Here is a 12217-nt window from a genome sequence, read left to right as displayed (position 1 = left end):
GAAGGCGTCCGGGATGCCGGACAACGCCCGTACCGTTCGCGACGAGGATGCGTTCGATGTCGAGGCCGTGGCGAACTGGCTGCGCGAGAACGGGTCCGGCGATCTGACCGCCACTCCCGAGGTCCGCCAGTTCGCCGGGGGTGCATCGAACCTGACCTACCTGTTGCGCTACCCCGACCGCGACCTCGTACTGCGTCGACCCCCGGCGGGCGCCAAGCCGTCGTCCGGTCACGACATGGTCCGCGAGTTCCGGATCCAGTCGTTGCTCGCACCTGTGTACCCCCACGTGCCGAAGATGGTGGGATTGTGCACCGATCCGGCGGTGCTCGGCAGTGACTTCTACGTAATGGAACGTGTCGAGGGCACCATTGTGCGCTCTGCTCCCCCCGCCGAATTCGGCCTCACCCCTGCGAACACGCGGGAGCTGTGCCTGCGGGTGATCGACCTGCTCATCGAACTACACGGTGTCGACCCGGCGTCATCCGGACTCGACGAGTTCGGGCGTGGCACAGGCTATGTCGCCCGACAGGTGTCCGGATGGACGAAGCGCTATTCGGCCGCCCGGACCGACAACGTGCCCGACTTCGCGCGGGTGACGTCCTGGCTTGCCGACAATCAACCAGCCGATGTCGCGTCCGCGGTGATCCACGGCGACTTCCGGCTCGACAATGTCGTCCTCGGCGACGACCTGAAGCCGCGTGCGGTCCTGGATTGGGAGCTGGCGACGATCGGTGACCCACTCATGGATCTGGGGTCGAGTCTGGCTTACTGGGTGGAGGCGGACGATCACCCGATGATGCAGGCCACCAAGCGGCAGCCCTCGGACCTGCCTGGCATGCTCACCCGCCGCGAGATCGTCGAGTACTACGGTCAACGCACGGGACTGCCGATCGACAACTGGCGGTTCTACGAGGTGTTCGGGCTGTTCCGGCTGGCGGTGATCGCGCAGCAGATCTACTACCGGTACCACCATGGCCAGACCACCAACCCAGCCTTCGAGCACTTCTGGATCGCCGTGGGATACCTTGACACCCGCTGCAATCAGCTGATCGACGGCCTTGACACCAAAACGGAGGGCAACGCGTGAGCAAGCGCACGACACGTAAGAACATTCTCATCACGGGCGCAAGCTCGGGTCTCGGTCGCGGTATGGCACGCGAATTCGCCTCACGCGGTCGCAATCTCGCGCTAGCGGCCAGGCGAACCGACCGACTCGAAGAACTGCGCGACGAACTGCTGGCCGAGCACCCGCAGATCACGGTGGCGATCCGCAAGCTCGACGTCGACGTACACGACGAGGTCTTTCGCGTGTTCACCGAACTCGACGAGGAACTCGGCGGCCTGGACCGGGTGATCGTCAACGCGGGTCTCGGCAAGGGGCAGCCCTTGGGCACCGGCTACTTTCATGCCAACGTGCAGACCGCAAGCACCAACTTCCTCGGCGCGCTCGCGCAGAGCGAGGCGGCGCTCGAGCTGTTCCGTCCCCGCAACGCCGGCCACGTCGTGCTGATCTCGTCGATGAGCGCGTTGCGCGGGATGCCTCGCAATCTCACGACCTATGCGGCGTCGAAAGCTGGGCTCGCGGCACTCGGCGAAGGTATGCGCGCCGACCTGGCGAAAACCGATATCGACGTCAGCGCCATCTTCCCCGGCTTCATCCGCTCGGAGATCAACGAGAAGGTGAAGAACGTTCCGTTCATCGTCGACACCGAAACCGGTTGCCGCGCACTGGCCGCCGCCATCGAGAAGGAACCGAGCAAGGCATACGTGCCCGCATGGCCGTGGGCGCCGCTCTCGGTGGCGATGAAGCTGCTGCCCCTTTCCATGGTGGCAAAGATGACGTAGCGGATCTCCGCGCATGAACACCTGTGGCGGTGGTCGAGTCCGAGGACCCCACCGCTGCCACGGCGTGCGTTGCGCCTACAAGTGCACCATGAATGAGACGCACTACTCCGGTGCCGACACGCTGGACGTCTCCGAGGTAGTCGATCGCGCGCAGGCGAGATCTTCGAGGGCACCGACCGCCGCACGATGAGGATTCATCCCGCTCGAGGCAGTGCTGCAGCTGACCTTCGACGAGATCGACTCCATCGCGGTCGCGGCGGCATCTTCTGGGGTGTGCCCAATGGGTTCCGGTGAACTCGACGAAGGTCACCAAAGGTCCCTCGACGGCGTGCATGTCGACTTCGACAAGCCGGGACCGCGCCTTCGGCACAAGACGTATGGCAAAATTCGGCGCGGACGAGTTGTCGTTGCAAGGTCTTCGGGGAGGTCTATGGGCAAGCCACCGGAGGGGCGGGGTGGGCTCTATGCCCTCGTCCTTTTCGTCATTCTCGGATCGATAGCCGCCTTGCTCGCATCCTGCCAACTTCAAGATGATAATCCGTGGTGGAGTAGCGTACTCGTCAACCTCGGCGTGGCATTGTTATTAATAGTGCCCGCTGCGTGGGTCGGGACCAAAGTCCTTGCGGGGGTGGACCGCGTCGGCAAGCTCAGCAAACACGCCGACGACACTGCCAAAGCAGCCGTGAAGGATGCGAGTGACGCAAAGGCCCTCGCCGAGCGTACAGCCAAGTCAGTCGACGACATCAGCAGCGAGGTCATGAGCTGGTTGCTGCGGGACGATGAGGTTCGCATGGGGGTATACAGTCGGCTACTCGATCGATTCGACCGTCAGTCTCTGATTGCCGCGCTCCGTTTAGCCACCGAGCGCAACATCATCAGTGAGGGTGGCGTAAGAACCAGAATCTGGGAAACAACTCTGTACTATCGATTCGTTCTCGACGCAGCACATGACCATCTCGAGATTCGGATAGAAGACGAAGAGGAAAGCGTTCTGTCAACTCATGAGTGGACACCGCAAAAGGAAGCTTCATCGTTCGCCAAGGAGTTGGCCGACGCGTTGGAGGAACTAGGTGTCGCGGTCTGCGCAGAGCGCCTTGCTTCTGCCTGCACGAAGGACATTGTCGAAATGTTCCAGTTGGTCGAACGCGAGCGTCTCAAGGATGGCCCTACTGCGCTACGCAATATCGTACAAAAGGAACAGTGCGACGCCAGCGATGATCCTGAGCACGAACCGGAACTGGGGTGGTGGTACTTCACCGAGGAAGCCATGGTCCCTGCGCATCAAACGTACAAGTCGTACTCTTACAGGGAGTTATTTGAGGGCGTACTCGCAGACGATTTGCTGAGAAAGCAGTATGCGGGAGTTAATGAGGCACTCGCCACAGCGAAGGTTCTGTACAAGAGGCGCCAGCCTCCCGAGGAGTCACGGCCGGGCAACCAACAACGCGAACACGATAACGCCCCGTGGAGTGGCGGACTTCGGATCAGCGTGTAGCGATCAACGAGTTGTGTTCAATGCTAGCTGTTTTCGAGTGGATCCATAGGAGTCTGGTCCAGGTCGCTGACGGCGTGTTCCTTTACGGAGCGCCCTTGAAACGCGACGCGGAAGCATAGACCAGACCGTACGAGGTAGTCGTCGCACCCGGTACGTACGGCGCTGCCGGAGTGTGAGTGCCGTTGATGTACGCTGCGGCGGTTCCGACGATCACCAACCCCAGAATTCTCCCCAGTGGTTGATTCACACCTCGGCGGCCTCGGTAGTTCCGAGATCCCTCGTTCGGTAGCTGTTTTGGTAACACGCGTTCAGCCCCTCGCCGTTCCCCGTGTTTACGGTGAGAAGCTGAACTGTCGCGCAGTGCTGGGCGGTACGGCACACCACGGGGGCACTCGTCGAATCGCGTTCCACCCTCACCTGCGAGGATCTCGTGGCATACGTCGGCGCACGACAGGTCCCCGGCCCAGGCGCCGGGTCACGCGGACTCGGCGCCCGACCCCAGCCTGGGAAACGGCTCGGTGGAGAACACGACCTCCACCGCCACTTCGAAGTACGCGGCGATACGCAGCGCCAGGTGCAGGCTGGGGCTGTACTCACCGCGCTCGAGGTAGCCCACGGTCTGATAGTGGACGCCCAGCGCCTCGGCCAACTCCCGCCGCGATATACCCCGCTCGGCGCGCAGCATCGCGATACGGTTATAGATGGCCTCAGAAGGCACGCTCCATCGCCTTCTCTCGTCGTGCAGCCATACTCGATCCCGATTCGTGACGTGCCATGCGTCGCAACACTACCGGCGCGATCAGCAGTCCCACTACCGCCCAGGCGCCCAGCACCGCGGCGGTTTCGGCGTGCCGCCATGACTCGCCGATCTCGACCGTCACCGCGTCTGAGGGAAGCAATGCCGAGCGCATTCCGAGGCCGCTCCAGTACATCGGGAACGCCTGACCGACGGCCTGCAACCACCCCGGCAGCGCCGTGATCGGGTAGAAGATTCCGGAGATAGCGATGAGCCCCATGAGCGGCATCGTCAGCAGGAACGTCGCGCGGGGGCCGTCGAGGACGGCACCCAGGATCGCGCCGAGAGGAAGCGTGGCGAGCAGGCTAAGCAGCAGAACCCAGACAAATGTCGCCCACGCACCGGGGCCGTCCAGCGACACCCCGCCGATGACCACTAGGCCCACCGCAAGCACCACCACCACTTGAGCGACAACGGATCCTGCGGCCGAGACGATCTTGCCGACCACGTAGCCGATCATCCCTCCCGGCACCGCCTTGGCCCGCAGCAGCGTGCCGTCCTCGCGGTCCAGGACAAGCACGTTGGTGATCGCGAACAGGCCGTTGAACACGATGATCGACCCGATGAGACCGGGGAGCGCGAGTTCGGCGATCGAGAGATCGCTGCCCATGTACTCGCGATTGCGCAGCAGGTAGAGCACGACCAGCGCGATGGCCGCGGTTCCGAACTGCCCGATCAGGTCAGTACCGTTGGTGAACAGTTGACGAAGCTCGATCCAGCCGCGAGCGAGGCCGGCACGGACCGCGTTAGCAGTGGGGTTCATCGGGCGACCTCCGCGAGAGTGAGTGTGCCGGTCGGGTCGTCGCCCGACTCGTTGCGGCGGACCAGCTCCATGTAGGTGTCCTCCAGCGAGGCACGGCGTACCTCGAGTTCACCGATGGAATCACCGTGCTGCCTGAACAATTCGTGGACGAACTTCGTCGAGTCTGCGGTGGTGTGCACGAAGCGCTGGTCGTCGACGGTCCAGCGCACCTCGGCCTCACCCGCGATCTCGCGGGCCAACGCATCGGGCGAGCCGTCGGCAACGATACGCCCTCCTGCCAGGATCAGGATCCGGTCGGCAATCTTCTCTGCCTCGTCGAGGTCATGGGTGGTGAGGAGCACCGTGGTGTCCTCGAGGTCTGCCAGACGATGTACGAGATCGTGGAAGTCCCTGCGGGCCGAGGGATCGAAGCCGGCGGTGGGTTCGTCCATGAACAGCACCTTCGGTCGGCCGACGATGCCGATCGCAACGTCCAGTCGGCGGCGCTGACCACCCGAGAGAGTCGCGATCTTGGCTCGCGCCTGCTCGGTGAGCCCGACAAGGTCGATGAGCTCGTCTGTGTCCCAGGATTGTTGGCCATCGCCAGCAAAGTAGGGCTGATAGAAGGTGGCGATGTGCGCGAGCAGGTCACGCACGCGCCACTTGGCGTGGTCGCGCCACGACTGCAGTACGACGCCGACCTGTGCCCGCCAGCGTTCGTCGCCGTTCTCTGGATCGACGCCCAGCACACTGACAAGGCCCGCCGAGCGGTTGCGGAAACCCTCGAGGATCTCGACGGTCGTCGTCTTTCCTGCCCCATTGGGGCCGAGCATGACGAGTACCTCCCCGCACTGAGCTTGGAACGTCACATCGAGCAGAACATCCTTGTCGCCGTATCGCATCCGCAATCCATCGACATCGAGCACAACCCCACTTCTCGAACTCATGAGCCTCCCCATCATTGCTGCTGTTTGATGAAATGTAGCATATGTACTACACATCATTGCGGTAATACTTCTTGGGAGGCAGGCAGAATCTGGCCGACAGGGACGTCACGACAACGCTTCGACGCCTGGACGAGCTAGATATCCATGGGAGCGAAAGCTCTTGCAGAACAAGGCGACCAATTCGCCGATTACGTGACGTCGTAAAGCCTGCCGAGGTGTCGCAGGTCGGCAACGTACTTGTTGATCAGCGACGACGTCACGTGAGGCACGTCTCCGGTCGCGCCGATTCCGGCGGACTTCACTGCGGCGCGGAATCCTTCCGCCGACGCCTGTCCGCTCGGCATCGGCGGCGCCGGAACGGTGTACGCGTTCAGCAGCCGGAGCACGGAGCGCCGACGTGGCTCGGCCGGCAGCGATTCCATCGCCGACCGGAATCGACGCAACCATTCGTCGTAGTCGTCGATCCGCTTGATGTCGTGCCCTGCCGCGATCAGCCAGTCGACGATCTGGTCCAGCGAGATGCCGTCGTCGTGGGTGTTGAGCACGTTGTACGCGTGGAACCCGGACGTCGCGGCGGCCCCGAGCATGGTGACGGCCTCGGCCGTGAAATCGGCGGGCAGGCCCTCGAAGTGCGCACGCTGTGGGTTGCCTTTGGCGTCGAGGCGATAGAACGAGCGCGGCGCGAGCCCCGTCAGGACGATGCTGAAGAGGAGTCGGGTGAACCTGTCGTGCACGTTGAGCTGCCCAGCGTATCGGCTGTGCGCGAGGGTCATGGCGGGGCGGAACACCGCCACCGGTAGTCCACACAGGTCGTGTGCCTCGTGCAGCAGTACCTCACCGGCCCACTTGCTGTTCTGGTACCCGTTGGCGTATGAATCGTCGAGCGGGCGGACAGGAATCCTCTGCCGAACGTCCTCGTCCTCTCCCATCGAACCGCCACCGGGCAATACGGTGAACGAGACGGTCGAGATGTAGGTCACCGGCTTGAGGCGCGTCGAGATGGCGAGCCTGATGATCTCGGCAGTACCGACGACGTTGGGGCCGAACAGTTCGCGGTACGGCAGCACGTGGTTGACGAGCGCCGCGCAGTGCACGATCAGGTCGACCGACTGCGCGAGCCGATCCCAGGTTCCGGTGTCGAGGTCCAGATCTGCCTCGGCCAGGTCACCGGCGAGCACCTCGAGGTGTCGGTCGGCGAGGTCGCGGAAGTGCCGCGACAGTTCGGCATCACCACTGTCGATCGCTCCTTCGATACGGCGCCTGGCCGCCACGGCGTCGTCGCCGCGCGCAATGCAGATCAGCTTTCCGTCGACCTGTGCGAGGCGCTTGAGCCACGACAGGCACAGGAAGCGCCCGAGATAACCGGTCGCGCCGGTCATCAGAACGGTCCGGACAGGGCCGGACGGTGCGGGCAGTGAAGTCGCAGCGGCCAGCGTCGCCGTGTCGATGAACTTGCCGAGTTCGAGGTCGGTGGCACGGACGACTTCCGCGTCACGGCTGTGCACCGACTCGAAGGTGGGTCGAGTGGACACCTCGATGAGTCGTGCATCTCGGGAAGTGTCTGTGGTCATAGCCGTCCTCCTGACGCCATTTGACCCTCGCGCCACCGGTCCAGGTGCAGGATGTAACGCGACGGACGTTGTCTGCGACATTCCCCTCGACGCTACGCGTGATATCGGGTCTATTCGCGCGTTGACCAACGGTTGGTTTGGGGAGTGGACATTGAGTAGTGAGAGTTTTCTGGCGCGGCATCGGATCGCGGCTCGGGTGCTCACCCGGGTCGCGCTGGGGGTAGTGCTGCTGGTGGGGTTGACTTGGGCCTTGTGGCCGTCACCGACGCGCACCGACGAAACCGCCCTGGTGGCGTCGACCACCGAATGCCGAGACATGGTCACCATCTCGATCGCGGGACGCGGTGACACTCCCCGAGCGGGCACCACCAGGATGCTCGTCGACGAGAACGGCAACGAATTGCCCGCGGCGTCTGCGGACGATTACGAGAGCCCATGGATCGATCAGGCGGCCAACGCACCTAATGGAGCCGTCGATCCTGACTCGTACGCCGCGATGTACATCGCGTACCCGGCGAACATGGCCAGCTACGAAGACGCAGTGAACACCGGTGTCGAGAACACCCAAGAGGTCATGGAAGCGATCCGCTTCTCGTGCCCGGACACCCAGTTCGCGATCGTCGGCTACAGCGAGGGCGCCGATGTCGCCCGCCGTGTAGCGATGAACGTCGGTCACCAGGAAGTCGGCGCAGACGGCGAATACGGGATCGTCGATCCGAACAACGTCGTAGGTGTCGTCATCCTCGCCGACGCCGGTCGCGCCAGCGGCCAGGGTCCTTTCCCGGGCGCGGAGAACCCCTTCTCCAATCCGGACGGATTCGACTTGGAATACCAGAACGGCGACAACCCCGTTTCCGGCCAAGGCGCGCTGCCGGACACCGGTGGCGACGACTTCGGTGACCTGAACGGCCGGATCGCCTCGTTCTGCTCCGAGGGCGACCTCACCTGCGCGGCACCTGAGAACATCTCCTTGCTGCAGCTTGTGATCAACGTCGGCCGTCAGCTCGACATCGACGCACTCGAGACAGAACAGTTGACCCCGGCAACCGGCATCGACGTCGCGACTGTCGTGTCCCAAATCGCGATCGACGCCTTTGCGGACATCCGCTCCCAGCCTGACTGGATGCAGAGCGACGAAACATTTCTGGACGTGCTGCTGAAGGTGTCTGATCCGTCGTACACCGGACCGGCCCCGACAGAGCCGACCACGGACCCGGCCGACACCTCGGACATCCCGGGGGTGACTCTGGTCTCGGACGAGCAGGAGTCGATCGAGACCGACGAGATGTCTCCGCTCGCGTACCTGCCGCAAAAGCTGTTCAAGGAAGTCATCGGCCTGATCGTGACGAATCAGAACACGATCCCGGTAGTCATGAGTGACCCGTACAACTTGACACTCGGCCCCGACGTCGGGCACCACTTCGACTACTGGCGCGACGCCGACCCCGAGAACGGCAAGCCGCTGACCTCCGCCGACTACGCGGCGGCATGGCTGACCCACCTCGCGCAGCAGGCTCAGGCCGGAGAGCGGATCGATCCGTCGGCGAAGCTCAGCTCGGAGGAACTGTCGCAGGCACTGGATGAGGTGACGGCCACCGCGGCCACACTGTCGACAACGACATCGGACGAATCGACGGATGCGTCGACGTCCGAAACCACCCCGACTACGACGCCTACCTCGACCCCCACCTCGGCCGAATCGGCGTCGAGCACGGCGGCAGAGTCGTCAACGAGCACGTCGGCGGACCCGTCAACGAGCATGTCGGTTGAATCGTCGACGGGCACGGCGGCAGAGTCATCGACGAGCACCTCGGTAGAACCGTCGTCGAGCGCGTCGGCCAACACGACCCCGACGCCGACGCCGACCAGGGCCGCGACGGACAGTACCCCTGGCACGGCGAGCACACCGAACAGCGACTCGGACAGCTCTTCACAACCGACCACCTCACCCGTGACGACCGAGTCATTGCCGACCACCACACAGTCGGCACCGGCGAGCGAATAGACCTCGCAGGCCACTGCCTCACCGACGTCGGTGAGGCAGTGGCCGGGCCGCCTGACAGGCGTTACTCGAACGGCGTGCCCACGTAGTTTTCCGCCATCGGCGTCCGGCCCGCGAGTGTGTGGACATTCCGACCCGCCACAGGGTGGGTCAGTAATGTCGAATTCTGGTCGCTGAATGCTTCGCGTCCAAGCTGGAACCTCATGCCGGTTGAAGCCAGTTGTACTCGGTAGGTGCCATCTCGGTAGCGGGTCGCAGAACCTGGTCGACGTCTCCCGGAATCATGAACAGCTGGGTTCGCCAATCCCACTCGACTGCCCTGATCGGCTGGCCGGCGCGAAAGAACACATGCACCCCATGTGCCGGCCCGTCGCCGGCAAAACGGGGCAAACCGGTCCAGCACAAATCGGTAGCACCGCCGAGCCGGTTCAGGCGATCCGGTTCGACTCCCGCGGACGCCTTTACCATCACATCCCAGGTGTCATTCCAACCAGACGCCGCAACCACATCCGCCATCGCAACCGTGCCCGACTGCCCGGCGGCGGCTCTGACGGCATTCCAGAAGGAATCATCCTCTTCCTGCGTGAAGACGAGGTCCTTCACATCGGCCGTCTCGGCACAGAAAGCCGCAACATTGCGATCGATAGGCAACAGCCCGCAACCGCCCACGAGAATTGAAGACGCCATCAGAATTGCGGATATCCGGACACGACGCATCGACGGCATCGATCCACCCCCTCGAATCATCCAAGCTGGAAGCTCATGCCGGCTGAAGCCAAGGATCACCATAGGGGTTCGCCATTGGCGCCATCACGGTATCGGGATGCAGGACCTGGTCGCCAGGTCCCGGGATCCTGATCAACTTCGTGTGCGGTTCCCACCGGACCGCTCTGATCGGCTGGCCGTCACGGAAGAATATGTACAACCCCCACACCCAGCGGTCGAAGTCAGCTGGGGGCAACCCGAACCAGCACAAATCGGTGGCACCGCCCAGCCTGTTCAGGCGGTCCGGTTCGATTCCCTCGTTCGCCAACACCATCACGTCCCAGGTGTCGTGCCACCCCGACCCCGCGAACACATCCCCCATCGCAACAGTGCCCGACTGCCCGGCGGCGGCTCTAACGGAATTCCAAAAAGACTCATCCTCCGCTGGCGAGAACGTGGGCGTTCTGACGTCGAACGTTGCGGCGCACGCCACCGCGGAATTGCGATCGATCGGCAAGAACCCGCAGCTCCCCGCTAGTAGGGAAGTCGCAATCAGCGCTGCGCACAACCGCACCCGATTCGACGACTTCATCACTTCCCTCCCGACGGCAGCGGCACATCTATCGAGGAAGGTGGCTGCGATGCGCCAACAGGCACCTGGTCGCTCCAGCCGATGTGCCCGAAACCGTCCATCACTATCGCCTCGCCGCCGGTGATTGCGTCGAGAACAATCTGCTGCATCTCCTCCGGTGTGGCATCGGGATGTTCCAACGCGAGCCTTCTTCCGAGCTCGTTGTTGTAAAGGTCCATCGCCTCGCGGTGCGGTGGATTCGCGCCGGTCCCCTCGTGTGCGGTGGCAAAATCCGCGGTCCAGTCGCTGCCGAATTCTCGAGTCATGAGCGCATTCCAGTAGGTGTGCCGAAACGCGTCCCCGTGACCGTCAGCCGTCGACTCGGGGAATTGCTCTTGCGCAGCACTCTCGGCGGCACCCTTCATGCGATTCAGATCGACGAGTCCGACGGGACCGTGCTCATGGAAGAGGAGCATCATCATTTTCACTTCTTCCGGAGTCATGAGGGTCGGCTGATAGCTAGGCGATACCAGCCTGATCGCGTTCAAGACCTCACCCGACGGCCACAGAGAGGCGCCTGCCCCGGACGGTGCCGTCTGGTACTCGAAGAGCACCTCGTTCAGAGACGGGTCCGTAGACACTGCGGTAACGCCAACTTTGACGGCGTCGCTCAAACCTTCGAGGCACCGGGCAACCTGTTCGGCGCCCTCCTTGTCCAACTCTTGGATCCTGGTCAACGCCTTCCGGATCTCATTCTGAAGGAAGAACTCCTCAGCCTCCTTCGCCGCGAGTTTCGGAGCCGCGAGAACCCCCCATTCCGCAATCCAGTCGGCGTTGGACCGACGCGAGTGGACCCCGCCGTCGGGTTCGACGAACAATTGGTACTCGGATTCTTCTACCTCGGAGAGCTTGTCTTTGATGTACGCGATTTCGGACCTCATGTTCGACGCATACCGGTCCGCGACCGCACTCACCGATTCCATCACCACCGCGGTTCGAACCCCGTCAGATCTGTTATCGGCTGCGCGATCCCTTGCCGTCTCAGCCGCAGGACTGTTCCAGTATTCGTACGACCGATCGATGGACTTCCCCGCTCCGGTGATCACGTCCTCGATGCCCTCGGATTTCGACCTGAACTTGCGGCCGATCTCTTCAGCACCGTCCAAGTTCCACCCCAGAATCTGCGGCAGGGAATAGGCGTCGACGTATCCGCCCCCGTATGCGTCAGTCACAGCGGGCCAACTTCGTTGAACGCCAGCGCATTACCGGTATCCGTTTGCTCGTACCGCGCGGCGGCCTGATCTGCTTGCTCGGCGAATTCATGAAGCACGTCGCGGTGGTAGGCGACGACACGGTCCATTGCAAGGGCAGTGTGCTCGAGTGCGCCCGCAAACGCGGAACCGGTCATTGTCGGAACTGGTGACACATCATCGGCGACGGGCGCCAGTTCACCGACCGCGTCGCCAGACCTTCGAATACGTTCCGCGAGCTCCCTGAGCTTGTCTGGCTCGACTTGAACCACTACGCCGGGCTGCACGAGTTC

The 12217-nt window shown here is 63.2% G+C and carries 11 protein-coding genes and 1 pseudogene; 4 read left to right on the top strand and 8 right to left on the bottom strand.

The window, feature by feature from the left end; translation table 11 throughout:
• Positions 1 to 13 precede the first annotated feature (13 nt).
• From AB0I57_RS00240 to AB0I57_RS00230, 3 genes are all read left to right on the top strand, one after another.
• On the top strand, positions 14 to 1087 hold the full coding sequence (locus AB0I57_RS00240; RefSeq protein WP_358332978.1) for a phosphotransferase family protein: 1074 nt from the start codon (positions 14 to 16) through the stop codon (positions 1085 to 1087).
• Positions 1084 to 1845: an SDR family oxidoreductase gene (locus AB0I57_RS00235; protein WP_358328153.1), complete on the top strand. Its 762-nt coding sequence runs from the start codon at positions 1084 to 1086 to the stop codon at positions 1843 to 1845. The genes AB0I57_RS00240 and AB0I57_RS00235 overlap by 4 nt, the downstream gene beginning before the upstream one ends.
• Positions 1846 to 2056: 211 nt before the next feature.
• Positions 2057 to 3340 carry a hypothetical protein gene (locus AB0I57_RS00230; protein WP_358328150.1) on the top strand — a complete coding sequence of 428 codons (1284 nt, stop codon included), beginning with the start codon at positions 2057 to 2059 and terminating at the stop codon, positions 3338 to 3340.
• 475 nt (positions 3341 to 3815) lie between these two features.
• Here the strand turns inward: AB0I57_RS00230 and AB0I57_RS00225 are convergent, their stop codons facing one another.
• From AB0I57_RS00225 to AB0I57_RS00210, 4 genes and pseudogenes are all read right to left on the bottom strand, one after another.
• Positions 3816 to 4058, bottom strand: a complete 243-nt coding sequence (locus tag AB0I57_RS00225) for a helix-turn-helix transcriptional regulator (protein ID WP_072690758.1) — start codon at positions 4056 to 4058, stop codon at positions 3816 to 3818.
• Entirely contained in the window at positions 4048 to 4899 is an 852-nt protein-coding gene (locus AB0I57_RS00220; protein ID WP_358328147.1) for an ABC transporter permease, read from the bottom strand. Before AB0I57_RS00220 ends, AB0I57_RS00225 begins: the two co-directional genes overlap by 11 nt.
• The gene (locus tag AB0I57_RS00215; protein ID WP_358328145.1) at positions 4896 to 5825 is read right to left on the bottom strand and encodes an ABC transporter ATP-binding protein; all 930 of its coding nucleotides are present in this window, start codon (positions 5823 to 5825) and stop codon (positions 4896 to 4898) included. The genes AB0I57_RS00220 and AB0I57_RS00215 overlap by 4 nt, the downstream gene beginning before the upstream one ends.
• Before the next feature lie 188 nt (positions 5826 to 6013).
• A pseudogene (locus tag AB0I57_RS00210) lies at positions 6014 to 7354 on the bottom strand (thioester reductase domain-containing protein); the annotation flags it as partial.
• Positions 7355 to 7547: 193 nt separating this feature from the next.
• Here AB0I57_RS00210 and AB0I57_RS00205 point away from each other — a divergent pair.
• Positions 7548 to 9401, top strand: coding sequence for a cutinase family protein (locus AB0I57_RS00205; RefSeq protein ID WP_358328142.1), 1854 nt, complete (start codon positions 7548 to 7550; stop codon positions 9399 to 9401).
• Positions 9402 to 9599: 198 nt separating this feature from the next.
• On the opposite strand, the gene AB0I57_RS00200 is transcribed toward AB0I57_RS00205, so the two are convergent.
• From AB0I57_RS00200 to AB0I57_RS00185, 4 genes are all read right to left on the bottom strand, one after another.
• The gene (locus tag AB0I57_RS00200; RefSeq protein ID WP_358328139.1) at positions 9600 to 10085 is read right to left on the bottom strand and encodes a hypothetical protein; all 486 of its coding nucleotides are present in this window, start codon (positions 10083 to 10085) and stop codon (positions 9600 to 9602) included.
• A gap of 73 nt (positions 10086 to 10158) precedes the next feature.
• On the bottom strand, positions 10159 to 10485 hold the full coding sequence (locus AB0I57_RS00195) for a hypothetical protein (protein WP_358328137.1): 327 nt from the start codon (positions 10483 to 10485) through the stop codon (positions 10159 to 10161).
• 209 nt (positions 10486 to 10694) lie between these two features.
• Complete coding sequence (locus AB0I57_RS00190) at positions 10695 to 11906, bottom strand: hypothetical protein (RefSeq protein WP_358328134.1); 1212 nt, start codon at positions 11904 to 11906, stop codon at positions 10695 to 10697.
• The gene (locus tag AB0I57_RS00185) at positions 11903 to 12211 is read right to left on the bottom strand and encodes a type VII secretion target (protein ID WP_358328131.1); all 309 of its coding nucleotides are present in this window, start codon (positions 12209 to 12211) and stop codon (positions 11903 to 11905) included. The genes AB0I57_RS00190 and AB0I57_RS00185 overlap by 4 nt, the downstream gene beginning before the upstream one ends.
• Between the last annotated feature and the right edge of the window lie 6 nt (positions 12212 to 12217).

It is taken from the genome of Rhodococcus sp. NPDC049939 (genome assembly GCF_040656415.1).
In the GTDB taxonomy this organism is placed as follows: Bacteria; Actinomycetota; Actinomycetes; order Mycobacteriales; family Mycobacteriaceae; genus Rhodococcus_F.
Note: the sequence above shows the minus strand (reverse complement) of the source record. Positions and strands in the feature narration are given on the sequence as shown.